This window comes from Streptomyces sp. NPDC032126 (genome assembly GCF_055580085.1).
This window is the reverse complement of record NZ_JBVIMA010000007.1, coordinates 288,163-313,998: the sequence shown is the minus strand read 5'-3', so window position 1 is coordinate 313,998 and position 25,836 is coordinate 288,163. Positions and strand designations below refer to the sequence as shown.

At 70.7% G+C, this 25,836-nt stretch carries 24 protein-coding genes; 20 read left to right on the top strand and 4 right to left on the bottom strand.

Features of this window, described 5'->3' with window-relative positions:
• Window positions 1–83 precede the first annotated feature (83 nt).
• Both ACZ5NW_RS26655 and ACZ5NW_RS26650 read right to left on the bottom strand, forming a co-directional pair.
• On the bottom strand, window positions 84–755 hold the full coding sequence (locus ACZ5NW_RS26655; protein ID WP_468746446.1) for a response regulator: 672 nt from the start codon (window positions 753–755) through the stop codon (window positions 84–86).
• Window positions 756–985: 230 nt separating this feature from the next.
• Entirely contained in the window at window positions 986–1,882 is an 897-nt protein-coding gene (locus tag ACZ5NW_RS26650; RefSeq protein WP_468746603.1) for a RecB family exonuclease, read from the bottom strand.
• Window positions 1,883–2,076: 194 nt separating this feature from the next.
• Here ACZ5NW_RS26650 and ACZ5NW_RS26645 point away from each other — a divergent pair, with 194 nt between their 5' ends.
• The 3 genes from ACZ5NW_RS26645 (at window position 2,077) to ACZ5NW_RS26635 (ending at window position 5,564) form a co-directional block, all read left to right on the top strand.
• Complete coding sequence (locus tag ACZ5NW_RS26645) at window positions 2,077–3,762, top strand: site-2 protease family protein (protein ID WP_468746445.1); 1,686 nt, start codon at window positions 2,077–2,079, stop codon at window positions 3,760–3,762.
• Window positions 3,763–3,824: 62 nt separating this feature from the next.
• Entirely contained in the window at window positions 3,825–4,727 is a 903-nt protein-coding gene (locus tag ACZ5NW_RS26640; protein WP_468746444.1) for a tRNA (adenine-N1)-methyltransferase, read from the top strand.
• Window positions 4,728–4,985: 258 nt separating this feature from the next.
• Window positions 4,986–5,564, top strand: coding sequence for a hypothetical protein (locus ACZ5NW_RS26635; RefSeq protein ID WP_468746443.1), 579 nt, complete (start codon window positions 4,986–4,988; stop codon window positions 5,562–5,564).
• 57 nt (window positions 5,565–5,621) lie between these two features.
• Here the strand turns inward: ACZ5NW_RS26635 and ACZ5NW_RS26630 are convergent, their stop codons facing one another.
• On the bottom strand, window positions 5,622–5,927 hold the full coding sequence (locus ACZ5NW_RS26630; RefSeq protein WP_468746442.1) for a ferredoxin: 306 nt from the start codon (window positions 5,925–5,927) through the stop codon (window positions 5,622–5,624).
• A 243-nt stretch (window positions 5,928–6,170) separates the two neighbouring features.
• Here ACZ5NW_RS26630 and arc point away from each other — a divergent pair, with 243 nt between their 5' ends.
• From arc to prcA, 5 genes are all read left to right on the top strand, one after another.
• The gene (arc, locus tag ACZ5NW_RS26625; protein WP_468746441.1) at window positions 6,171–7,937 is read left to right on the top strand and encodes a proteasome ATPase; all 1,767 of its coding nucleotides are present in this window, start codon (window positions 6,171–6,173) and stop codon (window positions 7,935–7,937) included.
• A gap of 243 nt (window positions 7,938–8,180) precedes the next feature.
• Window positions 8,181–9,692: a depupylase/deamidase Dop gene (gene dop / locus ACZ5NW_RS26620; RefSeq protein ID WP_468746440.1), complete on the top strand. Its 1,512-nt coding sequence runs from the start codon at window positions 8,181–8,183 to the stop codon at window positions 9,690–9,692.
• Between the two features lie 188 nt (window positions 9,693–9,880).
• Window positions 9,881–10,099: a ubiquitin-like protein Pup gene (locus tag ACZ5NW_RS26615; RefSeq protein WP_356149350.1), complete on the top strand. Its 219-nt coding sequence runs from the start codon at window positions 9,881–9,883 to the stop codon at window positions 10,097–10,099.
• A gap of 220 nt (window positions 10,100–10,319) precedes the next feature.
• On the top strand, window positions 10,320–11,165 hold the full coding sequence (gene prcB, locus ACZ5NW_RS26610) for a proteasome subunit beta (RefSeq protein ID WP_468746439.1): 846 nt from the start codon (window positions 10,320–10,322) through the stop codon (window positions 11,163–11,165).
• Between the two features lie 58 nt (window positions 11,166–11,223).
• Window positions 11,224–11,988 carry a proteasome subunit alpha gene (gene prcA, locus ACZ5NW_RS26605; protein ID WP_468746438.1) on the top strand — a complete coding sequence of 255 codons (765 nt, stop codon included), beginning with the start codon at window positions 11,224–11,226 and terminating at the stop codon, window positions 11,986–11,988.
• Window positions 11,989–12,086: 98 nt separating this feature from the next.
• Here prcA and ACZ5NW_RS26600 read toward each other — a convergent pair whose 3' ends face one another.
• Complete coding sequence (locus ACZ5NW_RS26600) at window positions 12,087–13,103, bottom strand: LacI family DNA-binding transcriptional regulator (protein WP_468746437.1); 1,017 nt, start codon at window positions 13,101–13,103, stop codon at window positions 12,087–12,089.
• A 120-nt stretch (window positions 13,104–13,223) separates the two neighbouring features.
• On the opposite strand from ACZ5NW_RS26600, the gene ACZ5NW_RS26595 reads away from it, so the two are divergent.
• The 12 genes from ACZ5NW_RS26595 to ACZ5NW_RS26540 all read left to right on the top strand — a co-directional run bounded on the left by ACZ5NW_RS26595 (window position 13,224) and on the right by ACZ5NW_RS26540 (window position 25,523).
• Entirely contained in the window at window positions 13,224–14,483 is a 1,260-nt protein-coding gene (locus tag ACZ5NW_RS26595; RefSeq protein ID WP_468746436.1) for an MFS transporter, read from the top strand.
• A gap of 9 nt (window positions 14,484–14,492) precedes the next feature.
• On the top strand, window positions 14,493–15,854 hold the full coding sequence (gene pafA, locus ACZ5NW_RS26590) for a Pup--protein ligase (RefSeq protein WP_468746435.1): 1,362 nt from the start codon (window positions 14,493–14,495) through the stop codon (window positions 15,852–15,854).
• A 127-nt stretch (window positions 15,855–15,981) separates the two neighbouring features.
• The gene (locus tag ACZ5NW_RS26585; protein WP_468746434.1) at window positions 15,982–16,992 is read left to right on the top strand and encodes an FKBP-type peptidyl-prolyl cis-trans isomerase; all 1,011 of its coding nucleotides are present in this window, start codon (window positions 15,982–15,984) and stop codon (window positions 16,990–16,992) included.
• Window positions 16,993–17,053: 61 nt separating this feature from the next.
• Entirely contained in the window at window positions 17,054–17,425 is a 372-nt protein-coding gene (locus ACZ5NW_RS26580; protein ID WP_468746433.1) for an FKBP-type peptidyl-prolyl cis-trans isomerase, read from the top strand.
• Between the two features lie 129 nt (window positions 17,426–17,554).
• A complete protein-coding gene (locus ACZ5NW_RS26575) occupies window positions 17,555–18,523 on the top strand; it encodes a helix-turn-helix transcriptional regulator (RefSeq protein ID WP_468746432.1) in 969 nt (322 codons plus the stop codon).
• Window positions 18,524–18,540: 17 nt separating this feature from the next.
• Window positions 18,541–19,536 carry a helix-turn-helix transcriptional regulator gene (locus tag ACZ5NW_RS26570; protein ID WP_468746431.1) on the top strand — a complete coding sequence of 332 codons (996 nt, stop codon included), beginning with the start codon at window positions 18,541–18,543 and terminating at the stop codon, window positions 19,534–19,536.
• A 125-nt stretch (window positions 19,537–19,661) separates the two neighbouring features.
• A complete protein-coding gene (locus tag ACZ5NW_RS26565; RefSeq protein ID WP_468746430.1) occupies window positions 19,662–19,922 on the top strand; it encodes a hypothetical protein in 261 nt (86 codons plus the stop codon).
• A 20-nt stretch (window positions 19,923–19,942) separates the two neighbouring features.
• Window positions 19,943–20,137: a hypothetical protein gene (locus tag ACZ5NW_RS26560; RefSeq protein WP_468746429.1), complete on the top strand. Its 195-nt coding sequence runs from the start codon at window positions 19,943–19,945 to the stop codon at window positions 20,135–20,137.
• Between the two features lie 261 nt (window positions 20,138–20,398).
• Window positions 20,399–20,680, top strand: coding sequence for a Sec-independent protein translocase subunit TatA (tatA, locus tag ACZ5NW_RS26555; RefSeq protein ID WP_468746428.1), 282 nt, complete (start codon window positions 20,399–20,401; stop codon window positions 20,678–20,680).
• Between the two features lie 47 nt (window positions 20,681–20,727).
• The gene (tatC, locus tag ACZ5NW_RS26550; protein ID WP_468746427.1) at window positions 20,728–21,675 is read left to right on the top strand and encodes a twin-arginine translocase subunit TatC; all 948 of its coding nucleotides are present in this window, start codon (window positions 20,728–20,730) and stop codon (window positions 21,673–21,675) included.
• 31 nt (window positions 21,676–21,706) lie between these two features.
• A complete protein-coding gene (locus tag ACZ5NW_RS26545; RefSeq protein ID WP_468746426.1) occupies window positions 21,707–22,630 on the top strand; it encodes a diacylglycerol kinase in 924 nt (307 codons plus the stop codon).
• A gap of 40 nt (window positions 22,631–22,670) precedes the next feature.
• Window positions 22,671–25,523 (top strand): DEAD/DEAH box helicase, encoded by a 2,853-nt coding sequence (locus ACZ5NW_RS26540; protein ID WP_468746425.1) that lies wholly within the window; start codon window positions 22,671–22,673, stop codon window positions 25,521–25,523.
• The last annotated feature ends 313 nt before the right edge of the window (window positions 25,524–25,836 follow it).

Sequence of the window (25,836 nt, the reverse complement as noted above, 5' to 3'; positions counted from 1 at the left end):
CCGACCCGCCCCCGGGAACGCCGAGAGGGCGCCCGCTGCTTCGGCAGGGGGCGCCCTTCGCGTCGTAGCGGACGGTGCCCGGGCTACTGGGCGCCGGGGCGCACCAGCCCGCTCTCGTACGCGTACACCGCGGCCTGCACCCGGTCGCGCAGGCCCAGCTTGGTCAGGACGTGCCCGACGTGCGTCTTCACGGTGGTCTCGCTGACGAACAGGTCGGCGGCGATCTCGGCGTTCGACAGCCCGCGCGCCACCAGCTTCAGCACCTCCACCTCGCGGTCGGTGAGGGTGTGCAGCGTGTCCGGCACCGGCTCGTCGCCGGACGGCAGATGCGTGGCGTACTTGTCGAGCAGCCGGCGGGTGATGCTCGGCGCGAGCATGGCCTCGCCGGCCGCGACCACCCGGATCGCCTGCACCAGCTCATGCGCGGGCGCGTCCTTCAGCAGGAAGCCGCTCGCGCCGGCCCGCAGCGCCTCCACCACGTACTCGTCGAGGTCGAAGGTGGTCAGCACCAGCACCTTCGCCGGGCCGTCCCGCCCCGGACCGGTGATCTGCCGGGTCGCCTCGACGCCGTCCATCCGCGGCATACGGATGTCCATCAGCACCACATCGGGCTGCAGGGCCCGCACCTGGTCCAGGGCCTGCAGGCCGTCTCCGGCCTCGCCGACGACCGCGATGTCCTGCTCGGCTTCCAGGATCATCCGGAAGCCCGTACGCAGCAGCGGCTGGTCGTCGACCAGCAGGACGCGGATGGCCACGTAAGTCTCCTTCGCTCAAGGTCTCTTCTGGATCGGGCCGACGGGAGTGGGGCGTGCCCGCCGACCGACCCGGGCGGGTCTGGGGCGTGCGGCTGCGAGGCGGCCGTGGGCGTCGACGCGCCGGTGCCCCCGCGCGAGCGCACGCGCGTGTGGGGGGATCGGCAACCGACGACAACGCGGCAGATGCGTGTACCAGCCTCGCGTCGCCGACATGATCCAGAAGACACCCCCTAGTCCGGCCCCATTCTGCCCTGTGCGCCCCCGGCCGGGTCGGCCGGGATCACCGGCAGGGGATACGGCGGGGGAGTGCCGCCGAACTCCGGGCAGTGCGCCTGGTGGTCGCACCAGCCGCACAGCTTCGTCGGACGCGGCCGCCAGTCACCGGTCTCCGTGGCCAGCCGGATCGCCTCCCACAGCGCGTGCAGCTTGCGCTCCACCCGCTCCAGGTCGGCGATCACCGGGTCGTAGGTCAGCACGTCCCCGCTGCCCAGATACACCAGCTGGAGCCGACGGGGGATCACCTTCTTCAGCCGCCACACGACGAGCGCGTAGAACTTCATCTGGAACAGCGCGCCCTCCGCGTACTCCGGGCGCGGGGCGCGGCCCGTCTTGTAGTCGACGATGCGCACCTCGCCGGTCGGCGCCACGTCGACCCGGTCGATGATGCCGCGCAGCCTCAGCCCCGACTCCAGCTCGGTCTCCACGAACAGCTCGCGCTCCGCCGGCTCCAGGCGGGTGGGGTCCTCCAGCGTGAACCAGCGCTCCACGAGCTGCTCCGCCTCGCTCAGCCAGCCCGCCAGCCGCTCGCCCTCGGGGTCGTCGGCGAACAGCTCCATGATCTCCGGCCTGCTCTCGCGAAGCCGGTCCCACTGGCCGGGGATCAGCGACTTGGCGCGCGGCGCGGTCCGCTCGACCGCAGGGTCGTCGAAGAGGCGCTCCAGGACCGCGTGCACCAGCGTGCCCCGCGTGGCCGCCGCGCTCGGCTTCTCCGGGAGACGGTCGATCACCCGGAACCGGTACAGCAGCGGGCACTGCATGAAGTCACCGGCGCGCGACGGGGACAGGGAGGTGGGCGCTATGGCCGTCACGCCGGACTCCGCCGCCGCTGCCTCGACCTGTGCCGTCATGTCCTCGCCGCTGTTCTCCATGACCACAGACCTTACGGCCCACCACTGACAGTCACCCACTCCCCGCCGTGGCCGGTGCGACGGCGGGGAAAACACAGGGGGTGCCGGGCGGAACACGTCGCGACGGCCGCATACCATCGTCGAAGACCCTTCCGTCCGGCAGAGGCGGGAGACGCTGCGAACGAGGGGACACCGTGGTGGAAAGCGGCGGGAGCGGGCGGCCGCGCCAGGCCAACGAACAGCCGTCCGAGCACCCCACGGAGCCGACGGCTCCACCCACCGGATCGCCCTCATCCGACGACCACACCGAGGGCGGCCCCCGCCGCTCCGCCCCGGAATCCGGGCTTCCGACCCCCACGCCCCCGAACGGCACCACCGAGGCCGCCGACCCCGGCACCGGGCGCCCCGATGTCCCCGCCGACACCGAAGAAGACCCGACCGACACCGACCAGGCAGGCATCCGGAACCCCGCAGAGTCCCCCACCGAGGCCACCGGGGGACCCTCCGCCGACCGGCCCACCGAGGAGACGGCGCGTCCTTCCGCCGACGGGCACACCGAGCACACCGAGGCCACCGAGGACACCGAGCACGCCGAGGCCACCCAGCAGACCGAGCACACCGCGCACACCGCGCATCCCCCCGTCGACCCGCACGCCCGCTCCGAAGCCCACAGCTCCGGCGGATCCGGCGTTCCCCACGCCAAGCCCCGTCCGCCCCGGCGCCCCCCGGAGCCCCGCAACGGGCTGCTCATGGGGCGGCCCTTCGGGGTGCCGGTCTATGTCGCGCCCAGCTGGTTCCTCGTCGCCGCGCTGATCACCTGGGTCTTCGGCGGACAGCTCGACCGGGTCCTGCCCGAGCTCGGCGCCGCCCGCTACCTCGTCTCCCTCTTCTTCGCGGTCGCCTTCTACGCCTCCGTCCTCATCCACGAGCTCGCGCACACCGTCGCCGCCCTCCGCTTCAAGCTCCCGGTCCGCCGCATCCAGCTCCAGTTCTTCGGCGGCGTCTCCGAGATCGAGAAGGAGGCCGAGACCCCCGGCCGCGAGTTCTGGCTGGCCTTCGTCGGCCCCCTGCTCTCCCTCGTCCTGGCCGGTCTCTTCTACCTCGCCCTCCAGCCGGTCGAGCCCGGCACGGTCCCCGGCGTCCTCCTGGCCGGCCTGATGGTCTCCAACCTCATCGTGGCCGTCTTCAACCTCCTCCCCGGCCTCCCGCTCGACGGCGGCCGCATGCTCCGCGCCGTCGTCTGGAAGATCACCGGCAGGCCGATGAGCGGCACCATCGCCGCCGCCTGGGTCGGCCGCGCCCTCGCCGTCTCCGTCCTGATCGGCCTCCCGCTGCTCACCCAGTCCGGCGCCCTCGGCTCCACCGCCGAGGACAGCGTCGGCATGGACACCGTCACCGACGCCCTGCTCGCCGCCATCCTCGCCGCGATCATCTGGACCGGCGCCGGCAACAGCCTGCGCATGGCCCGCCTGCGCGAACACCTCCCCGAGCTGCGCGCACGCAACCTCACCCGCCGCGCGGTCCCGGTCGAGACCGACACCCCGCTGTCGGAGGCCCTGCGCCGCGCCAACGACGCCGGCGCCCGCGCCCTGGTCGTCGTAGACGCCCACGGCGAGCCCCTCTCGCTCGTCCGCGAGGCCGCCATCGTCGGCGTCCCGGAGCACCGCCGCCCCTGGGTCGCCGTCAGCGGCCTCGCCCAGGACCTCACCGACGGCATGCGCGTCTCCGCCGAACTCGCGGGGGAGGACCTCCTCGACGTCCTGCGCGCCACCCCCGCCACCGAGTACCTGGTGGTCGAGGAGACCGGTGAGATCTACGGCGTCCTGTCGGCGGCCGATGTGGAGCGCGCCTTCGTGAAGGCCATGGCCAGACCGTCCTAGGCAGGTCCGCCGGACAGGCCCTGGTGGTCGGCGGCCCCCGCAATCCCCGGTAGTCTGTTCACATGTCCGAACCGACCGGTGCCGCCCGCAGGCGCGGGCCCTTCAAGGTCGGGGACCAGGTTCAGCTGACCGACCCCAAGGGCCGCCACTACACGTTCACGCTCGAAGCCGGAAAGAACTTTCACACCCACAAGGGTTCCTTCCCGCACGACGAGCTGATCGGCGCTCCCGAGGGCAGCGTTGTCCGCACCACCGGGAACGTCGCCTACCTCGCGCTGCGCCCCCTGCTCCCCGACTATGTCCTGTCCATGCCCCGCGGGGCGGCCGTCGTCTACCCGAAGGATGCGGGGCAGATCCTCGCCTTCGCGGACATCTTCCCCGGCGCGCGCGTCGTGGAGGCCGGCGTCGGCTCCGGCTCGCTCAGCAGCTTCCTGCTGCGCGCCATCGGCGACCAGGGCATGCTCCACTCCTACGAGCGCCGGGCGGACTTCGCCGAGATCGCGCAGGCGAACGTGGAGCGCTACTTCGGCGGCCCGCACCCCGCCTGGCAGCTCACCGTCGGCGACCTCCAGGACAATCTGTCCGACACGGACGTCGACCGCGTCATCCTCGACATGCTCGCCCCCTGGGAGTGCCTGGAGGCCGTCTCCAAGGCGCTCGTCCCCGGCGGCATCGTCTGCTGCTACGTCGCCACCACCACCCAGCTCGCCCGGACCGTCGAGTCCATCCGCGAGATCGGCGGCTTCAACGAGCCGACCGCCTGGGAGACGATGATCCGCAACTGGCACATCGAGGGCCTGGCCGTCCGCCCGGACCACCGGATGATCGGTCACACCGGCTTCCTCCTCACCGCCCGCCGCCTCGCGGACGGCGTCGAGCCGCCCATGCGCCGTCGCCGCCCCGCCAAGGGCGCCTACGGCGAGGACTACGACGGCCCCAACGCCGACGGAGGCGTGGGCCGCTAGCCGGACCCGGGCCCACCGCCCGGCCGGCCCGCGCCCCATCAACGGACGAACGCCGTGGCCGAGTTCCCCGCACCGACCGGGAACTCGGCCACGGCACCGTCGTATTGAGACCACGTCGGACCACCCCGCCGCGGCCGCGTGACCCTCCCCGCGGCAGCGGTGCGGAACAAGCCCCGACCCCACCGTTCCCCAGCTCTGTGACGTGTGGCACGATGCTGGCCACCCCCACCGGCACAGCCCTCACAGGAGACACTCCTAGTGCAGCATTCCGCCGTTCCGGAACTGGCACACACCCACACCCGGCCGATCCACTGGGTCGCGACCGCCACCGCCGTGGCCGGCGTCGTGGCGCTCTCCTCGATCCTCCAGCCGGATCCGGCCACCGCGGCCCAGGGGTCCGGTCCGGAGCCGAAATCCGCCGCCGCGACCGCCCCGGCGCCCGGCACCGCCGGTGTCGACTTCCCGCTGGAGTGCGGCCCGGTGCAGGCTCTGGTGCAGCGCCGGGCGTCGGGGGACCTCGACGGCGACGGCCGGCCGGAGACGGTCGCCGTGGTGCACTGCGACGCCCCCATGGGCACCCCGCCCGACGCCGTCTACGTCCTCACCCAGGGCGCCGACGCGACCGCCCCGCGCGTGGTGGCCACCCTCGTCGACCCCAAGGAGCGCACCACGGTCACGAGTCTGTCCGTCAGGGACGGCGCCGTACTCGCCTCGCTGCTCGGCTACTCGTCGGACGACGTGCCCAGTTGCTGCCCCGACGTCAAGGAAGGCGCCAAGTGGCGCTGGAAGGACAGCCGGTTCGTCCGCTCGACGCCCGCGAGCGCCCACAGCGTCTGACGCCCGGCAGGACCGGTGTGAGAAATCAGACAGCGGTCACCGGCCGGACCTGGCCGGTCACTCCGCGTCGGGACCGTAGACCTCGACGCTGTCCGAAACGCGCCGCACGTGGATGCACTCGCCCGGACACTCCCGTGCCGAGTCCACCACGTCCGTGAGCAGCGGCAACGGCACCGGCGCCGTGGCCCCCTTCTCCTGCAGCAGCACGTCGTCCGGGCTCTTCACATAGGCCAGCCCGTCGATGTCCAGCTCGAACACCTCCGGCGCGTACTGCGCGCAGATGCCGTCGCCGGTACAGAGATCCTGGTCGATCCAGACCTCCAGCGCCTCGCCTGCGACCGACGCCTCCTGCTGCACGCTCATGTCTCCTGCCGTTTGGTGCCGAGCCGCGGGGGAACGATGCAGGCTCTGACGGGTGTTGAACAGTTCGACCCTACCTCTGGCAGCTTTCCAATCATGTTCGGTGGGTATTCCCCTGGCGTGAGGGAGAGCGCAAGGGTGAAGATCGGACACACCCCGACCGTCTTTGTGATCTAGGGGTTTCAATCGACACCCACCCAGGTAGGGTCTGGAAGCGTCCAGCTCCCCTTGGAGGAGGTGAGGACCGTGGCAGCCCACGACGACGACATGAACCGCGGCATCCGCCCGGGACGAGGGTCCGACGACCCGGCCGGGCAGATTGCCTACCTTGAGCAGGAGATCGCCGTCCTGCGACGCAAGCTCGCCGACTCTCCGCGGCACACGAGGATTCTCGAAGAGCGGATCGTCGAGTTGCAGACGAACCTGGCCGGCGTATCCGCACAGAACGAGCGACTCGCCAACACGCTCCGTGAGGCCCGTGACCAGATCGTGGCCCTCAAGGAAGAGGTCGACCGGCTCGCCCAGCCGCCCGCCGGTTTCGGTGTCTTCCTGTCGGCGAACGAGGACGGCACCGCCGACATCTTCACCGGCGGCCGCAAACTCCGGGTGAACGTGAGCCCGAGCGTCGAGGTCGAGGACCTCCGGCGCGGCCAGGAAGTCATGCTCAACGAGGCGCTCAACGTGGTCGAGGCCATGGAATTCGAGCGCGTCGGCGACATCGTCACCCTCAAGGAGATCCTGGAGGACGGCGAGCGCGCCCTGGTGCTCGGGCACACCGACGAGGAGCGGGTGGTGCGGCTCGCCGAGCCGCTGCTGGACGTCACCATCCGCCCCGGCGACGCCCTGCTCCTCGAACCCCGCTCCGGCTACGTCTACGAGGTCGTGCCCAAGAGTGAGGTCGAGGAACTCGTCCTCGAAGAGGTCCCCGACATCGGCTACGAGCAGATCGGCGGTCTCGGCAACCAGATCGAGGCCATCCGCGACGCGGTCGAGCTGCCCTACCTGTACCCGGACCTGTTCAAGGAGCACGAACTGCGCCCGCCCAAGGGCGTCCTGCTCTACGGGCCGCCCGGATGCGGCAAGACGCTCATCGCCAAGGCCGTCGCCAACTCGCTGGCCAAGAAGGTCGCCGAGGTGACCGGCCAGGCCGCCGGCAAGAGCTTCTTCCTCAACATCAAGGGCCCCGAGCTGCTCAACAAGTACGTCGGCGAGACCGAGCGGCAGATCCGCCTGGTCTTCCAGCGGGCCCGTGAGAAGGCCAGCGAGGGCACCCCCGTCATCGTCTTCTTCGACGAGATGGAGTCCCTCTTCCGCACCCGTGGCTCCGGTGTCAGCTCGGACGTGGAGAACACCATCGTCCCGCAGCTGCTCGCCGAGATCGACGGCGTGGAGGGCCTGCAGAACGTGGTCGTGATCGGCGCCTCCAACCGCGAGGACATGATCGACCCGGCCATCCTGCGCCCCGGTCGCCTGGACGTGAAGATCAAGATCGAGCGTCCGGACGCCGAGGCCGCCAAGGACATCTTCGGCAAATACCTCACCGAGCGCCTTCCGCTGCACGCGGACGACCTCGGCGAGCACGGTGGCAACAAGTCGGTCACCGTCGAGAGCATGATCCAGACGGCCGTCGAGCACATGTACGCCGAATCCGAGGAGAATCGCTTCCTGGAAGTCACCTACGCCAACGGCGACAAGGAAGTTCTTTACTTCAAGGACTTCAACTCCGGCGCCATGATCGAGAACATCGTGGGCCGCGCCAAGAAAATGGCGATCAAGGACTTCCTGGAGAAGAACCAGAAGGGCCTTCGCGTCTCCCACCTCCTCCAGGCGTGCGTGGACGAGTTCAAGGAGAACGAGGACCTGCCCAACACCACCAACCCGGACGACTGGGCCAGGATCTCCGGAAAGAAGGGCGAGCGGATCGTCTACATCCGTACCCTCATCACCGGAAAGCAGGGCGCGGACACCGGACGCTCCATCGACACGGTGGCCAACACCGGACAGTACCTGTAAAAGGCAGGGCGGCTGCGGGTGCCCTCTCCGGGTATCCGCAGCCGACTGTTTTTCGGGCGACGGCCGGAAAAGGGCGAGCAAGGCAATGACGCAAATGATCTCCCCACCAGCGCAGAGGCGTTCTAGGCTCTTCGGTACCGCCGGGTCGCGCAGTGCGGGGACGGGCACCGCACAGGCACCGGAGCACCAGCGGTACGCGAGCGGCGCCCACGACCGAGGGTGCCGCCGGGCAAGGAGGGCCGCATGACCGTACGGCGAGTAATGGGCATCGAGACGGAGTACGGCATCTCCGTCCCCGGCCACCCCAACGCCAATGCCATGCTCACCTCGTCCCAGATCGTCAACGCCTACGCGGCGGCGATGCACCGGGCCCGCCGGGCCCGCTGGGACTTCGAGGAGGAGAACCCGCTGCGCGACGCGCGGGGCTTCGACCTCGCCCGTGAGGCCGCCGACGCCAGCCAGCTCACCGACGAGGACATCGGCCTGGCCAATGTGATCCTCACCAACGGCGCGCGTCTCTACGTCGACCACGCACACCCCGAGTACAGCGCCCCCGAGGTCACCAACCCCCGCGACGCCGTCCTGTGGGACAAGGCCGGCGAGCGGATCATGGCGGAGGCCGCCGAACGCGCCGCCGCGCTGCCCGGCGCCCAGCCCATCCACCTCTACAAGAACAACACCGACAACAAGGGCGCCTCCTACGGCACGCACGAGAACTACCTGATGAAGCGGGAGACGCCCTTCTCGGACATCGTGCGCCACCTCACGCCCTTCTTCGTCTCCCGCCAGGTCGTCACCGGCGCGGGCCGCGTGGGCATCGGTCAGGACGGCCACGAACACGGCTTCCAGCTCAGCCAGCGCGCCGACTACTTCGAGGTCGAGGTCGGCCTGGAGACCACCCTCAAGCGCCCGATCATCAACACCCGCGACGAGCCGCACGCGGACGCCGAGAAGTACCGCCGCCTGCACGTGATCATCGGCGACGCGAACCTGTCGGAGATCTCGACCTACCTCAAGCTCGGCACCACCGCCCTGGTGCTGTCGATGATCGAGGACGGCTTCATCGCGGTGGACCTGGCCGTCGACCAGCCCGTACGGACCCTCCACCAGGTCTCCCACGACCCCACCCTCAAGCGTCTGGTCACGCTGCGCAGCGGCCGCACCCTCACGGCGGTGCAGTTGCAGATGGAGTACTTCGAGCTGTCGCGCAAGTACGTCGAGGAGCGCTACGGCGCGGACGCGGACGAGCAGACCAAGGACGTCCTGGCCCGCTGGGAGGACACTCTCACCCGGTTGGAGAACGACCCGATGAGCCTGGCCGGCGAGCTGGACTGGGTCGCCAAACGGGAGCTCATGGAGGGCTACCGCCGCCGGGACGGCCTCGACTGGGACGCGGCGAAGCTCCACCTCCTCGACCTCCAGTACGCCGACGTACGGGCCGAGAAGGGCCTCTACAACCGTCTGGCGGCCCGCGGCCGCATGAAGCGGCTGCTGGACGAGGCCGACGTCGAGCGGGCCAAGGGCACCCCTCCGGAGGACACGCGCGCGTACTTCCGCGGCCGCTGCCTGGAGCAGTACGCCGACGACGTCGCGGCCGCCTCCTGGGACTCGGTGATCTTCGACCTGCCCGGGCGGGACTCGCTCCAGCGCGTTCCAACCCTGGAACCGCTTCGCGGAACGCGAAATCACGTCAAGGAGCTCCTGGACCGCTGTCGCACGGCGGAGGACCTGGTCAGGGTCCTGTCCGGGGGCTGAACCGGAACGCGCGCGGTACCGGGCGCGCGGGTGGAAACCCCGCCGCCCGGGAATCATCGAGGTGGCCCCCGTACGTTGGAGAAACCACGGGGCCGATGTCGGACCCGCCTTGTAGGGTCTGATCATCACCGATCGGCAGGAAAGCCGACCTGTCGACCATGTCGGGCGATCTGAGCGGGGTGAGGGTTATGGCGACCAAGGACACCGGCGGCGGCCAGCAGAAGGCCACGCGCTCCACCGAAGAGGTCGAGGAGCAGGCGCAGGACGCGCAGGCGACCGAGGACCTCAAGGAGCGGCACGAGAAGCTGAGCGACGACGTGGACTCGGTTCTGGACGAGATCGACGACGTGCTTGAGGAGAACGCGGAGGACTTCGTGCGCTCCTTCGTGCAAAAGGGTGGCCAGTAAGCGATTTCGCCTTCGAATCGAAGGTTCGAGGGTGCGGGGGTGTGAGTGACCGGTGAACCCGCGACCCGTCGTGGGTTCACCGGTCCTCGCACTCCCGACAGGGTGCCGCGCGATCCGTGCGACGGCTTCGGTCAGGGATGTGGATCACCGCCGCGAGCCGGGTATGGTCCGTGGCGTACCACCGCTTCAACGGCAAGTCGGCCTCTCCGGAAGGAAACTCGTGGAAGCCAACTCTCGTGGCATCGGGCGTCTACCAGCTGCCTTCCTGACGCCCGGATCGTCGTCCTTCATGGACTTCCTCTCCGACCATCAGCCGGAGCTGCTCCCCGGCAACCGTCAACTCCCGCCCACCCAGGGCGTGATCGAGGCGCCGCACGGGACGACCATCGTGGCCGTGACCTTCCCCGGCGGCGTGGTGCTCGCCGGTGACCGGCGAGCCACCATGGGCAATGTGATCGCCCAGCGGGACATCGAGAAGGTGTTCCCGGCCGATGAGTACTCCGCCGTCGGCATCGCCGGCACCGCCGGTCTCGCCGTCGAGATGGTCAAGCTCTTCCAGCTGGAGCTGGAGCACTTCGAGAAGGTCGAGGGGGCGCAGCTCTCCCTGGAGGGCAAGGCGAACCGGCTGTCGACCATGATCCGGTCCAACCTGGGCATGGCCATGCAGGGCCTCGCCGTCGTCCCGCTCTTCGCGGGCTTCGACGTCGACCGCGACAAGGGCCGCATCTTCTCCTACGACGTCACCGGCGGCCGCTCCGAGGAGCACGGCTACGCCGCCACCGGCTCCGGCTCGATCTTCGCGCGCGGCGCCATGAAGAAGCTGTTCCACGACGACCTGAGCGAGGCCGAGGCCACCACGCTGGTGGTCCAGGCCCTGTACGACGCGGCAGACGACGACTCGGCGACCGGTGGTCCCGATGTCGCCCGCCGGATCTACCCCATCGTCACCGTGATCACCGAGGACGGCTTCCGCCGGCTCACCGACGAGGAGTCCTCCGAGATCGCCCGCTCGGTGCTGGAGCGCCGGCTGCAGCAGCCGGACGGCCCGCGGGCCGCCCTGCTGTAACCGGCCGACGCTTTCGAAGGGTGATCCAGTGACTTCCACAGAAAGGGACGGATAACCGGTGTCGACGCCGTTCTATGTCTCACCCCAGCAGGCCATGGCCGACCGCGCGGAATACGCGCGCAAGGGCATCGCCCGCGGCCGCAGCCTGGTCGTGCTGCAGTACGCCGACGGCATCGTCTTCGTCGGCGAGAACCCGTCCCGCGCGCTGCACAAGTTCAGCGAGATCTACGACCGGATCGGCTTCGCGGCCGCCGGCAAGTACAACGAGTACGAGAACCTGCGCATCGGCGGCGTCCGCTACGCCGACCTGCGCGGTTACACCTACGACCGGGACGACGTGACCGCCCGCGGTCTCGCCAACGTCTACGCCCAGACGCTGGGCACGATCTTCTCCTCGGCGGCCGAGAAGCCGTACGAGGTGGAGCTGGTCGTGGCCGAGGTGGGCGAGACGCCCGAGGGCGACCAGATCTACCGGCTGCCGCACGACGGCTCGATCGTGGACGAGCACGGCTCGGTCGCGGTCGGCGGCAACGCCGAGCTGATCAGCAACTACCTCGACCAGCGCCACCAGGACGGCATGACCCTGGCCGAGGCCCTCAAGCTCGCCGTCCAGGCGCTGTCCCGCGAGTCGAACGGCACCCAGCGGGAGATCCCCGCCGAGCGCCTGGAGGTCGCGGTCCTGGACCGTACGCGTCCGCAGTCGCGCAAGTTCAAGCGGATCGTCGGGCCCCAGCTGTCCCGTCTGCTGGCCGAGGGCGGCGTGGATGTCGCCAAGGAGGACGCCGACTCCGGGTCCAAGGAGTCCGGCTCCGAGGACGAGTGACCTCACGGGTGACCCCTCGGTGACCTCCGGGACGCCCGAGAAGGTCCCCCGTGCGCCCCGGCCGATCCTCGGCCGGGGCACACGGCGTTCAGAGGCGCTCAGGGGCCGCTCGGGGTCGCCGTGGATCCCCGGACGACCAATTCCACCGGGATGTCACCCGCGTCCGGTGTGCGGCCCTCCAGGACCGCCAGCAGCGCCCGCATGCCGCGTTCGCCGAACAGCTCGGCGTCCAGCCGGATCGTCGTCAGCTCGGGGTCCAGGGCGGCGGCCAGGGCGATGTCGTCCACGCCCGTCACCGAGACGTCGTCCGGTACGCGCAGCCCTCGTCGCCGTACGGCCTTGTAGACGCCCGCCGCGAGCTTGTCGTCGTCGCAGACCACGGCCGTGGGCAGGGGGCCCGGCGCGGTCAGCGCGGCTTCCGTGGCGGCGAGGGCGCCCTCGATGCTCATCGGGGTGTGCGCGGTGCGCAGGGAGGTCCCCGGCACCGTGGCGAGCCGGGCCGCCAGCTCACGCGCGCGTACCTCGAAGGTCCAGGACGGGATGTCCGCTGCCACATGCAGGAAGCGGCGGTGCCCCAGGCCCAGCAGATGGTCGGCGATCCGCCGCACGCCGTCGGCGATGTCCAGGTTGACGGTGGCCGCGCCCAGGCTGCCCGCGGGGTCGCTGTCCAGCATCACCAGGGGCAGCTGGTCGCCGCGGATGGCGGTGAGGGCGTCGGCGGCCATCGAGGAGGCGATCACGCCGTCCAGGGCGGCCTGGGCCGAGGCGAAGGGGTCGCGGGCCGGGCCGATGCCCTCGGGGGAGGGGTAGAGCACCACGCCGAAGCCGTGGTCGGCCGCGACCCGGGCGGCGCCGGTGTAGACGCCCGCGAAGAACTCGGTCGTCAGGGCGGGGACCACGAGCAGCACGGTGCGGGTGCGGCCCAGGCGGAGGTGGCGTGCGGCCAGGTTGGGGCGGTACCCGAGGTCGCGGGCGGCCTCCCGGACGCGTTCGGCGGTGGCCTCGGACACCCGTCCGCGCCACTTGTCGCCGAGCACCAGCGAGACGGCCGCCTGTGACACGCCCGCGGCCTGGGCGACGTCACGGCTGGTCGGGCGCGTGCTGCTTCGTGCCACCCCGGGCCCCTGTCTTCCGTCTGGACTCCTGAACAGCGCACATGGTACGTATGACGGAGGACGTTATACGTAAAACTCCGGGGCGGGCCGAGGCCCCGGCGAGCTGACGGAGGCGGGACGATGGCCGCGGGATACCTGGAGATCCTCAGGGCGAGGCACGCGGCGCGGCTGCTCACCGGCACCCTCGTGGGCCGGCTGCCCAACGCCGTCGCCGCGATCGCGATCGTGCTGTTCGTGCGCGCCGAGGGCGGGAGCTACAGCCTCGCGGGCGCGCTGGCCGCGGTGTACGGCCTCGCCAACGCCGTCGGCCAGCCGGTCCTCGGCCGGCTCGTCGACCTGCGCGGGCAGCCGCGCGTCCAGCTGCCCGCCGCCCTCGCCTCGGCCCTGGCGATGGCCGTCTTCGCCCTCACCGGCCTGGAGCCGCTGCCCCTGGCCTACGCCGCCGTCGCGGCCTCCGGACTGTTCACCCCGCCCCTGGAGGGCGGGCTGCGGGCCCTGTGGCCGTCGGTGCTGCGCCGCGAGGACCAGGTGCACACGGCCTACGCCATGGACGCCGTGGCCCAGGAGGTCATGTTCACCGTCGGCCCGCTCCTGGTCACCCTGTGCGCCGCGCTCTGGTCGGCCCAGGTGGCCCTGCTCGTCCTGAACGCCCTCGGCGTGCTCGGCGCGCTCTCCGTGGTCGTCTCGCCGCCCTCGCGCGCGTGGCGCTCCGCACCGCGCGAGGCGCACTGGCTCGGCGCGCTGCGCTCACCCGGCCTGGTCGTCCTCCTCGGCGCCTTCCTGTTCGTCGGGATGGCCCTCGGGTCCATCGCGGTCGCCTCCGTGCCGTACGCCGACGACCACGGCGGCGACGCGGTCTACGGCTGGCTGATGGCGGCGCTGGGCCTCGGCGCGCTCATCGGCGGCACCCTCTACGGGGCGCGGCCGTGGCCGGGCGTACCGGAGCGGCGACTGCGCGTCCTGGTCGGGTTCCTGGCGGTGTGTTACCTGCCGCTGATGCTGATGCCGGGCCCCGTCGCCATGGTGGCGCTCAGCGCGCTCGCCGGTGTGTTCCTGGCGCCCGCCATCGCCTGCGCGTTCGTCATCGTGGACCGGCACGCGCCGAGCGGCACGGTCACCGAGGCGTTCTCCTGGCTCGTCACCACGTTCACCGTCGGCGCGTCGGTCGGAACGGGCGTGGCGGGGCCCGTCGTCGAGGCGGGCGGCGCGCTGTGGGGCTTCGCCGTGCCGGGTGTCGCGGGCGCCGTGTCGCTGATGGTTTTGCTGGCCACCGGGCGGGTAATGGCAGTACCCGCCGTGCACACGGTTGTTGCGTCTTCATCGGAAAATGATCCAAACCGTGCCCCCGAACCCCGTTTCAGTTCAGGGGATCGGGCGTAATGTTCACTCATGGACCGCCGCATTTTCGGGCTGGAGAACGAGTACGGCGTCACGTGCACGTTCAGGGGACAGCGCCGCCTGTCGCCTGACGAGGTGGCGCGGTACCTCTTCCGCCGTGTCGTGTCATGGGGCCGCAGCAGCAATGTGTTTCTGCGCAACGGCGCCCGCCTCTATCTCGATGTGGGCTCGCATCCGGAATACGCGACACCCGAATGTGACAACGTGACCGAACTGGTCACCCACGACAAGGCCGGCGAGCGCATTCTCGAAGGACTGCTGGTCGACGCGGAACGCCGCCTGCACGAGGAGGGAATCGCGGGCGACGTCTACCTCTTCAAGAACAACACCGACTCGGCCGGCAACTCCTACGGCTGCCACGAGAACTACCTGGTGGCCCGCCATGGGGAGTTCTCCCGGCTCGCGGACATCCTCATCCCCTTCCTGGTGACCCGGCAGCTGCTCTGCGGCGCCGGCAAGGTGCTGCAGACCCCGCGCGGGGCCGTGTACTGCGTCAGCCAGCGGGCCGAGCACATCTGGGAGGGCGTCTCCTCGGCGACCACCCGCTCCCGTCCCATCATCAACACCCGCGACGAGCCGCACGCCGACGCCGAGCGCTACCGCCGCCTGCACGTCATCGTGGGCGACTCGAACATGTCCGAGACGACCATGCTGCTCAAGGTCGGCGCCACCGACCTGGTGCTGCGCATGATCGAGGCGGGCACCGTGATGCGCGACCTCACCCTGGAGAACCCCATCCGGGCGATCCGCGAGGTGAGCCACGACATCACCGGCCGGCGCAAGGTGCGCCTGGCCAGCGGCCGCGAGGCCTCAGCGCTGGAGGTGCAGCGCGAGTACTACGAGAAGGCCGTGGACTTCTGCGAGCGCCGCGGCATCCGTACCGGCACCGTCGAGCAGGTCCTGGAGCTGTGGGGCCGCACGCTGGACGCGATCGAGGCCGAGGACCTCGACCGGATCGGCACCGAGATCGACTGGGTGATCAAGTACAAGCTCATCGAGCGGTACCGGGCCAAGCACAACATGACCATGTCGCACCCGCGCGTGGCGCAGATAGACCTCGCCTACCACGACATCCACCGCCGTCGTGGCCTGTACTACCTGCTGGAGAAGAAGGGTCAAGCCGCCCGCGTCTGCGACGACTTGAAGATCTTCGAGGGCAAGTCGGTTCCGCCGCAGACCACTCGGGCCCGGCTGCGCGGCGACTTCATCCGCAGGGCCCAGGAGCAGCGCCGTGACTTCACCGTCGACTGGGTCCACCTCAAGCTCAACGACCAGGCGCAGCGCACGGTGTTGTGCAAGGACCCGTTCCGTTCGGTGGACGACCGGGTGGAGAAGCTGATCGCCGGAATGTGAGCACAGCGTCCGGACGAGGGTCCGGAACGCAACACGGGCGCCGTACGTTACCCGTACGGCGCCCTTCTCACGCCGTAGAGTTGCGCGCACGCCATCATCAAGATCGACCGATTACGAGGCCCCCACCGTGCGCCGACGCTCCCTCATCCTCGCCGCCGTACCCGCAGGACTGGTCACGCTCGCCGGCTGCGGCGACGACAAGTCCGACTCCAGCGAGGCGAGCGACAGCACGTCGCCCTCCGCCTCCGCCGCGGCCCCCTCGGCGGCTCCGGCGCCGAAGATCGTCGACGGCCCGCTGCCGGCGATCACCGCGGGCACGAAGTTCGGCGAGAAGCCGACCGTCGCCAAGGGCACCGGCAAGCCGTCCGACCAGCTCGCGGTGAAGACGGTCATCACGGGCGGCGGTCGCACGGTCGCGGAGAACGACTTCGTGGTGGCCCACTACCTCGGCCAGATCTGGGACACCGCCAAGGTCTTCGACAACTCCTACGACCGCAAGACCGCGCTGGCCATCCAGCTCTCCCAGGGCAGCATCATCGACGGCTGGCGCTATGCGCTGGCCGGCAAGAAGACCGGCAGCCGGGTCCTGTTCGCCGTCCCGCCGACGTGGGGTTACGGCACGGGGGGCAACTCCCAGGCGGGCATCAAGGGCACCGACACCCTGGTGTTCGTCGTCGACGTCCAGGGCACCTACCCGGTCACCAGCTCCGCCAAGGGCAAGGACGTCCCCCAGGACGACGCGGACCTGCCCAAGATCGGCACGAACACCGACGGCAAGGCACCCTCCATCGAGGTCCCCAAGGCCGACCCGCCGAAGAAGCTGGTGGCGAACTACATCATCGAGGGCGACGGCGAACCGCTGGCGGCCGACAGCTCCGTGCTCGTGCAGTACAAGGGCGTCGTCTGGAACACGGGCAAGGAGTTCGACTCCACGTACGCGCGCAAGACGCTGACCTCCTTCGGTCTCGGGCAGGTCGTGAAGGGCTGGGCGCAGGGCCTGACCGGCAAGAAGGTGGGCAGCCGGGTCCTCATCGTCGTGCCGCCGGACCTGGGGTACGGCGACAACCCGCCGAGCGGCAGCGGCATCGAGAAGGACTCCGTGATGGTGTTCACCGTGGACATCCTCGCGAAGCTGTGATCGCCGCCGGATGTAAGACTGTGCGTGTCGCCTATTTCGACCATCAGCAGGAGCTAGAGACGTGAGCATCGACAAGCCCGAGATCGACTTCCCCGAGGGCGAGGCCCCCGCGGACCTTGAGATCAAGGACATCTGGGAGGGCGACGGCGAGGTGGCGACGGCGGGTCAGACCGTCACCGTCCACTACGTGGGTGTCGCCTTCAGCACCGGCGAGGAGTTCGACGCCAGCTGGAACCGCGGTACGCCGTTCACGTTCCCGCTCGGTGGCGGCCGCGTCATCAAGGGCTGGGACCAGGGTGTGCAGGGCATGAAGGTCGGCGGCCGTCGCCAGCTGACCATCCCGGCGCACCTCGCCTACGGCAACCAGAGCCCGACTCCGGCGATCAAGCCCGGCGAGACGCTGATCTTCGTCGTGGACCTGATCGCGGTCTGAGCCGGATCCGACCGGAGCCGATCATCTGGGGTCCATGCCTGTCCGGGCATGGGCCCTCGGCTTTTGCCCCGCCACCACGGGGCGGTACGGTCATCGTTCGTAAGCACCATAGGGAGGCGAAGCGCGTCGATGGCCATTGCCAAGGCCGAGCGGCTGATGAACCTGGCGCTGTGTCTGCTGGGGACGCGGCGGCCGCTCAGCAAGCGCGAGCTGCGCGAATCCATCGAGGCGTATGTCGAGGCCTTCGGCGGGGGTCCCGGCTCCGACGACTCCTTCAACCGCATGTTCGAGCGCGACAAGGACGACCTGCGTGAGCTCGGCCTGGTCATCGAGACCGTGGAGAGCCTCGACGGCGAGGTCGGCTATCTCGCCCGCCGCGACAGCAACCGGCTCCCCCCGATCACCCTGGACGCCGAGGAGGCCGCCGCCCTCGGCCTCGCCGCCAAGGTGTGGCAGCAGGCCCGGCTCGCCGGCGCGGCCAGCGGCGCCCTGCAGAAGCTGCGCGCGGCCGGTCTCCCCGAGGACGTCGACCCGTACGAGGCGCATGGCGCGCTGGAGCCCCGCATCCCCGTGCACGAGGTGGCGTTCGAGCCGCTGATGCTGGCCTGCCGCGACCGCCGCCCCGTCGTCTTCGACTACCGCAAGGCGACCGCCGCCCACCCCGAGCCCCGGCACGTCGAGCCCTGGGCCCTGGAGTGCTGGCGCGGCCACTGGTACCTGGCGGGCTTCGACCGAGACCGGGGCGCCGAGCGCGTCTTCCGGCTGTCCCGGATCACCGGCAAGGTGCGCTCGCGCGGCGGCCGCTTCACCGCCCCCGTCCCCGACGTCGTCACCGTCCGCGAGACCGTCGCGAGCTGGGCGGGGGAGACCGCCGACCGCAGCGCGCGGATCCGGCTGCGCGCCGACGCCGGGTACCCCTTGCGGGCGAGAGCCACCTCCGTACGGGAACTCGGGGACGGCTGGGACGAGTTGGAGATTCCGTACGGGCACGGGCTGGACGCCTGGCTGGTGGAGTTCGGGCCGGACGTGGTGGTCCTGGAGCCCGCCGAGCTGCGGGCGGACGTCGTGGACCGGCTGCGGGCCGTGGCCAAGGGCTGAGGGGGAGCGAGCGCACAGTGGCAGGCAAACCGGTCAGGCCCGTCAACGCCATCGACCAGACCCGGCGGATGCTCTCGCTGGTGACGTATCTGCGGGAGCGCCCCGGGGCGCGCATCGAGGATGTCGCCCGGGCCTTCGGGATCACTGAGGACGAGCTGGTCTCGGACCTCGATGTGCTGCCCATGTGCGGCACCAGCTTCCGGGGCGGCGATCTCCTCGACATCGACACCGACGGCGAGCGCATCTGGTGGCACAACCCGGCCGCGCTCGGCGCGGAGGCCGCCGAGCCGCTGCGGCTCGCCGCCGACGAGGCGACCGCCCTGCTGGTGGCCGCCCGCGCGGTGGCGACCCTGCCGGGGCTGCGCGAGAGCGACCGGCAGGCGCTGCTGCGGGCGACCGCCAAGGTGGAGACCGCGGCCGGCGAGGCGGCGGGCGCCAGCTCCCGGCTGTCCGTGACGTTCGAGTCGGAGGGCGGTGTCTTCGCCGACGTCGACCGCGCCATCTCCGAGCGGCGCCGCCTGTGGATCCGCTACTACTCGCCCGCGCGCGACGAGCTCACCGAGCGCGAGATCGACCCCATCCGCCTGGTCAGCGTCGGCCACACCTATGTGGAGGCCTGGTGCCGCCGCTCCGAGGCGCGCCGCACCTTCCGCCTCGACCGGGTCGCCGAGATCAGGATCCTCGACGAGCCGTCCGCGCCGCCGGAGGTCGAGCTGCGGGACCTGTCGGAGGGGCTGGTGCAGCCGGCCGCGGAGGACCCGGAGGTCGTGGTCGAGGTCGGGCCCGGGGGCCGCTGGGTCGCCGAGTACTACCCGCACGACAGCGCGGATGAGCTTCCGGACGGCGGCCTGCGTATTGCTTTGCGCACGCCCGACCCCGCCTCGCTCAGACGCCTGGCCCTGCGGCTCGGCCGCGACGGCCGGATCGTCGCCCCGCAGGACCTCGCCGACAGCGCCCGCCGGGCCGCGCGCGAGGCGCTCGCGGCTTACGACGGGATCGAGGCGGAGGCGTGACGGGCGGTCGGCCGGACCGGTGCCGGGGGACCGGCGGGCCGCGGGACAGGCATGTCGACGGACCGGCATTTCGACGGACGGGAGCAGGGGCTGTGAGCGAGTCGACGGGGTCCGGGGGACGGGGCATGTCCGTGGCGACCGCGTTCGCCGGGATGCGCAGCGTGGTCCCGGTCGTGTTCAAGGCGGGCTGCCCGGACTGCCGGGGCCACTTCGAGCTCGCCGCGGGCGCCCTGCGCCTGGCCATCGGCGCCACCAGCCGCACCACCTTCTACTCCTTCACCTGCCCCGACTGCGGCGCGGCCGTACGCAAGCCGGCGGGGGAGCGGATCGTGGAGCTCCTCACCCGCGGCGGCGTCAGGACCCTGCGGCTGCGGTCCACCCCCTGACACGGGCTAGGCTCAGCGGCATGTTCTGGCCGATGTTCGCGGTAGCCATGGGATTCGTCGGACTCGCCGTCCTCGGGGTGCTCGCCGTGCGGGTCTTCCTGGAGGCGCGCCGGCTCGGGCGGCAGGTCGCGGACTCCGCGGCCCGGATCAACAGAGCCGCCGAGGACCTGGAGCGGGCCGCCGTGAGCACGGCGCGCGCCGTGGACTCGCTGTGAGCGCTGCTGCGATGGCTCTGTGAGTCGTGCGGGACAGGCGAATTGGGCGGCTTCGCCCTCCCGCGCCGGTCCCGGCGGCAGGTACGCTGCTGATCGCGGTCCGGAACACGAGGCCTGGATCGCTTGACCGGGAGAACGCACGGGGATTGCCTGACGTTCACCCCCGAGCGTTACGATCGCTGTCGAACCGATCGTTCGGACACATGTCCGACCGGCCGGACAGCATCCCCACCCGCCCGCCTCGGTGAGAAGGTAAAACTTATGGGACGGCTCGGACCTACCGAGATCATTCTGATCCTCGTCGTCATCATCCTCCTGTTCGGTGCCAAGAAGCTTCCGGACATGGCGCGATCGCTCGGCAAGTCCGCTCGCATCCTGAAGAGCGAGGCCAAGGCGATGAAGGAAGAGGGCAGCACCCCCGCTCCCGCCGACCCGCCGAACACCGGCGAGCAGCCCCCGGCGCAGCGCACGATCCAGGCCGCCCCCGGCGACGTGACCAGCTCCCGCCCGGTCACCGAGCCGACGGACACCACCAAGCGCTGACGCAGGGCCGGTGACCTCCGGCCCGCCGCACGAGATGGGATCGTGGGTTGCTCAAGCCTGCCCGCAAGAAGGAGAAGGATCCCGAGGGGCGGATGCCCCTCGCGGAACACCTTCGTGAGCTCCGCAACCGGCTCGCGAAGGCGATCCTGGCCATCGTCGTCGTGACGATCGTCGCCGCCTTCTTCTACAACGACATCATCAACTTCCTCACGAAGCCGATCCTCGACTCGGTCGGCTGCAAGGAAAGCTTCGAGGAGCTGGCGAAGTCCTCCGGCGACGACCAGTGCGCCCGGATCACGATCAACGGCCTCCTCGCCCCCTTCACGCTGGCCCTCCAGGTCTCGCTGATGGCGGGCGTCGTGTTCGCCTCGCCGGTCTGGCTGTACCAGCTGTGGGCGTTCATCGCCCCGGGGCTGCACAAGCACGAGAGGAAGTACGCCTACGCCTTCGTGGGCACCGGTGTGCCGCTCTTCTTCTGCGGTGCCTTCTTCGCCTACAAGATGCTGCCCACCACCGCGGGTGTGCTCATCGACTTCACTCCGCAGGGCGTCGACAACCTCCTGCCGCTCGACGATCTGCTGCAGCTCGTCACGCGCATGGTCGTGGTCTTCGGTCTCTCCTTCGAGCTGCCGCTGCTGCTGGTCATGCTCAATCTGACCGGGGCGATCACCGGCAAGCGCATGCTCGGCTGGTGGCGCGCGATGATCATCGGCATCACCGTCTTCGCCGCCGTCGCCACCCCCAGCACCGACCCCATCTCGATGATGGCGCTGGCCGGACCGATCTGGGTGCTGTACTTCGGCGCGGTCGCCTTCTCCCTGCTCAACGACCGGCGCCGGAGCCGCCGCGCCGCCCTGGGCCCGGACGACGACGAGGCCTCCGAGCTGGACCTCACCCCCGAGGACATCGGCGAGGTCGAGACGGTGTCCGCGAGCAGCGTCCTGCCCGAGCAGTCGAGCACGGACCGGGTCAACGGTTATGACGACGTGACCTGAGGATCACCGGGAAACTCTTAAGGTCGCTTCCGTGACCAGCGAGATCACCCTCTTCGTCAACCCCACCGCGGGCCGCGGCCGGGGCGCCCGCGCGGCGCAGCCGGCCGCTTCCGCCTTTCGGGACGCCGGCTTCTCGGTGCGGACCGTCGTCGGGGAGAACGCCGACGACGCCCTCGCACGCGCGCGTGCCGCCGTCACCGACGGCACCGGTGCCCTCGTCGCCGTCGGCGGGGACGGGCTGGTCAACCTCGCCCTCCAGGCCGTCGCCGGCACCCGCACCCCGCTCGGTGTGGTCGCCGTCGGTACCGGCAACGACTTCGCCCGCGCCCTCGGCCTGCCCGTGCGCGAACCGGCCGCCGCCGGACGGCTGCTCGCCGACGACCTCAAGCAGTCCCGCGTCCGCGACATCGACCTCGGGCGGATCGGCGACCACTGGTTCGGCACCGTCCTCGCCTCCGGCTTCGACTCCCGCGTCAACGACCGCGGCAACCGCATGCGATGGCCCACCGGACGGGTCAAGTACGACCTGGCGATGCTCGCCGAACTGGCCGCCTTCCGCCCGTTCCCGTACCGGATCCGGCTGGACGGCGGCACCGCGATCGAGGTCGAGGCCACCCTCGTCGCGGTCGGCAACGGATCCTCGTACGGCGGCGGCATGCGCATCTGCCCCGGCGCCGACCCCGCCGACGGACTCTTCGACGTGACCGTCGTCGGCGACTGCTCCCGTACGACGCTGCTGCGGGTCTTTCCGACGGTGTACCGCGGCACCCACGTCGAGCACCCGAAGGTCACCGTGTACCGGGCGGCCGAGGTCGAGCTGGCGGCGCGAGGCATCACCGGGTACGCCGACGGCGAGCCCGTGGGCCCCCTGCCACTCACCGCGCGCTGTGTACCGGGCGCCGTGCGCGTCGTAGGCTCGAAACCGACGGGCGGCGGGGCGGCCGTACGCTCGTGAGCTGCGGGGACCCCGGGTTTGGGCGGGCCCGATCCGGATAATGATCGTCCTGTTGTCAGTGGGGCCCGGTACGCTCGAAAGCACGATGACACAGGACCTCTCACCGGCCGAGCGGTACGCGGCTGCGCGCAGGCGCGCTGCCGAGCAGGCCACCGCGCTCGCGTCCTTCCGCGAGATGTACGACTTCGGCCTCGACCCCTTCCAGATCGAGGCCTGCCAGGCTCTTGAGGCGGGCAAGGGCGTCCTCGTGGCCGCGCCCACCGGCTCGGGCAAGACGATCGTGGGCGAGTTCGCCGTCCACCTCGCCCTCCAGCAGGGCCGCAAGTGCTTCTACACGACGCCCATCAAGGCGCTGTCCAACCAGAAGTACGCCGACCTGTGCCGACGCTACGGCAGCGAGAAGGTGGGCCTGCTCACCGGCGACAACAGCGTCAACTCCGATGCCCCGGTGGTCGTGATGACCACCGAGGTGCTGCGGAACATGCTCTACGCCGGCTCGCAGACCCTCATCGGCCTCGGCCATGTCGTCATGGACGAGGTCCACTACCTCTCCGACCGCTTCCGCGGCGCCGTCTGGGAGGAAGTCATCATCCACCTCCCGGAGTCGGTCACCCTCGTCTCCCTGTCGGCGACCGTGTCCAACGCCGAGGAGTTCGGCGACTGGCTCGACACCGTCCGCGGCGACACCGAGGTGATCGTCTCCGAGCACCGCCCGGTGCCCCTCTTCCAGCACGTCCTGGCCGGGCGGCGGATGTACGACCTGTTCGAGGAGGGCGAGGGCCGCAAGAAGGCCGTCAACCCCGACCTCACGCGCCTGGCCCGCATGGAGGCCAGCCGGCCCTCGTACCAGGACCGCAGACGCGGGCGCACCATGCGCGAGGCCGACCGCGAGCGGGAGCGGCGCCAGCGCTCCCGGGTGTGGACGCCCGGCCGCCCCGAGGTCATCGAGCGGCTCGACGCCGAGGGTCTGCTGCCCGCCATCACCTTCATCTTCAGCCGCGCCGCCTGCGAGGCCGCCGTCCAGCAGTGCCTGTACGCGGGCCTGCGGCTCAACGACGAGGAGGCCCGCGAACAGGTCCGCGCCCTGGTCGAGGAGCGCACCTCCGCCATCCCGCCGGAGGACCTCCACGTCCTCGGGTACTACGAGTGGCTGGAGGGCCTGGAGCGAGGTATCGCCGCCCATCACGCGGGCATGCTGCCGACGTTCAAGGAGGTCGTCGAGGAGCTGTTCGTCCGCGGGCTGGTCAAGGCCGTGTTCGCCACCGAGACGCTGGCGCTCGGCATCAACATGCCCGCGCGCTCGGTGGTCCTGGAGAAGCTCGTCAAGTGGAACGGCGAGCAGCACGCCGACATCACCCCCGGCGAGTACACCCAGTTGACGGGCCGCGCCGGCCGCCGGGGCATCGATGTCGAGGGGCACGCGGTCGTGCTCTGGCAGCGCGCCATGAACCCCGACCATCTGGCGGGCCTCGCCGGCACGCGCACGTACCCGCTGCGCTCCAGCTTCAAGCCGTCGTACAACATGGCGGTCAACCTGGTCGAGCAGTTCGGGCGGCATCGCTCGCGCGAGCTGCTGGAGACCTCCTTCGCGCAGTTCCAGGCGGACCGCTCGGTCGTCGGCATCTCCCGTCAGGTGCAGCGCAACGAGGAGGGGCTCGCCGGCTACAAGGAGTCCATGACCTGCCACCTCGGCGACTTCGAGGAGTACGCGCGGCTTCGGCGCGACCTGAAGGACCGCGAGACCGAGTTGGCCCGCCAGGGCGCGTCCCAGCAGCGCGCCGAGGCCGCGGTCGCGCTGGAGCGGCTGAAGCCGGGCGACGTCATCCACGTGCCCACCGGGAAGTACGCGGGACTGGCCCTCGTGCTGGACCCGGGGCTGCCCGCCGGGCGGGCCAACGGCCACCGCGGCTTCGACCACCACGACGGCCCGCGCCCCCTGGTCCTCACCGCCGAGCGGCAGGTCAAGCGGCTGGCGTCGATCGACTTCCCGGTGCCGGTCGAGCCGTTGGACCGGATGCGCATCCCGAAGTCCTTCAACCCGCGCTCCCCGCAGTCCCGTCGCGACCTCGCGTCCGCGCTGCGCACCAAGGCCGGGCACATTCCGCCGGAGCGGCACCGCAAGCGGCGCTCCCAGGCCGCCGACGACCGCGAGATCGCCCGGCTGCGCACGGCGATCCGGGCCCATCCCTGCCACGGGTGCAACGACCGCGAGGACCACGCCCGTTGGGCGGAGCGCTATCACCGGCTGCTGCGGGACACCTCGCAGCTGGAGCGGCGCATCGAGGGCCGCACGAACACCATCGCGCGGACCTTCGACCGGATCGTCGCGCTGCTGACCGAGCTGGACTATCTGCGCGGCGACGAGGTCACCGAGCACGGCAAGCGGCTCGCCCGCCTGTACGGCGAGCTGGATCTGCTGGCCAGCGAGTGTCTGCGCGCCGGCGTGTGGGAGGGCCTCGCCCCGGCCGAACTGGCCGCGTGCGTCTCGGCGTTGGTGTACGAGGCGCGGGTGGGCGACGACGCGATGGCGCCCAAGCTGCCCTCCGGGAAGGCCAAGGCGGCGCTCGGCGAGATGGTGCGGATCTGGGGGCGGCTGGACGCCCTGGAGGAGGAGTTCCGCATCAACCAGACCGAGGGCGTCGGACAGCGCGAGCCCGACCTGGGGTTCGCCTGGGCCGCCTACATGTGGGCCTCCGGAAAGGGGCTCGACGAGGTGCTGCGCGAGGCGGAGATGCCCGCGGGCGACTTCGTGCGCTGGTGCAAGCAGGTGATCGACGTGCTCGGGCAGATCTCGGCGGCGGCTCCCGTCGAGGGGTCCACGGTGGCGAAGGTCGCCCGCAAGGCCGTCGAGGGGCTGCTGCGGGGAGTCGTCGCCTACTCGTCGGTGGGGTGACCGCCGCGGGCGGCTGAGTCACCGTTTCCGGAAGGGGTTCACGCGATCGCGTGAACCCTTTTCGTATGCCCGCACGCCGTGACGGAGCGTGTGCGAACGAGATCCCAGCGTGTAAATGGGCCCGAGCGTACTCCTGTCCCGCGGTCGGTTTCAGGTGCTTGCTGAATATGACACAGCGATGATCCGGTCGGACTAAGCTCGCCCGCAGCGCACCGAGTTGAGCTAATTCGCGCGCTTGTTCCCCATGCATCCATAGATGTTCGTAAGTGTTCCCGCCTTTTCCCCGAAGAATCCGAAGACGCGGGCAGATTCC

Bases quoted from the DNA above. Each gene is read 5' to 3' on its own strand.
- tatA (WP_468746428.1), top strand. From the start codon at position 20,399: ATGGGACGGCTCGGACCTACCGAGATCATTCTGATCCTCGTCGTCATC.
- ACZ5NW_RS26575 (WP_468746432.1), top strand. From the start codon at position 17,555: ATGGCCATTGCCAAGGCCGAGCGGCTGATGAACCTGGCGCTGTGTCTG.
- ACZ5NW_RS26595 (WP_468746436.1), top strand. From the start codon at position 13,224: ATGGCCGCGGGATACCTGGAGATCCTCAGGGCGAGGCACGCGGCGCGG.
- ACZ5NW_RS26640 (WP_468746444.1), top strand. From the start codon at position 3,825: ATGTCCGAACCGACCGGTGCCGCCCGCAGGCGCGGGCCCTTCAAGGTC.
- ACZ5NW_RS26540 (WP_468746425.1), top strand. From the start codon at position 22,671: ATGATCGTCCTGTTGTCAGTGGGGCCCGGTACGCTCGAAAGCACGATG.
- ACZ5NW_RS26615 (WP_356149350.1), top strand. From the start codon at position 9,881: ATGGCGACCAAGGACACCGGCGGCGGCCAGCAGAAGGCCACGCGCTCC.
- dop (WP_468746440.1), top strand. From the start codon at position 8,181: ATGACCGTACGGCGAGTAATGGGCATCGAGACGGAGTACGGCATCTCC.
- ACZ5NW_RS26560 (WP_468746429.1), top strand. From the start codon at position 19,943: ATGTTCTGGCCGATGTTCGCGGTAGCCATGGGATTCGTCGGACTCGCC.
- ACZ5NW_RS26650 (WP_468746603.1), bottom strand. From the start codon at position 1,882: ATGACGGCACAGGTCGAGGCAGCGGCGGCGGAGTCCGGCGTGACGGCC.
- ACZ5NW_RS26630 (WP_468746442.1), bottom strand. From the start codon at position 5,927: ATGAGCGTGCAGCAGGAGGCGTCGGTCGCAGGCGAGGCGCTGGAGGTC.
- pafA (WP_468746435.1), top strand. From the start codon at position 14,493: ATGGACCGCCGCATTTTCGGGCTGGAGAACGAGTACGGCGTCACGTGC.
- ACZ5NW_RS26565 (WP_468746430.1), top strand. From the start codon at position 19,662: ATGTCCGTGGCGACCGCGTTCGCCGGGATGCGCAGCGTGGTCCCGGTC.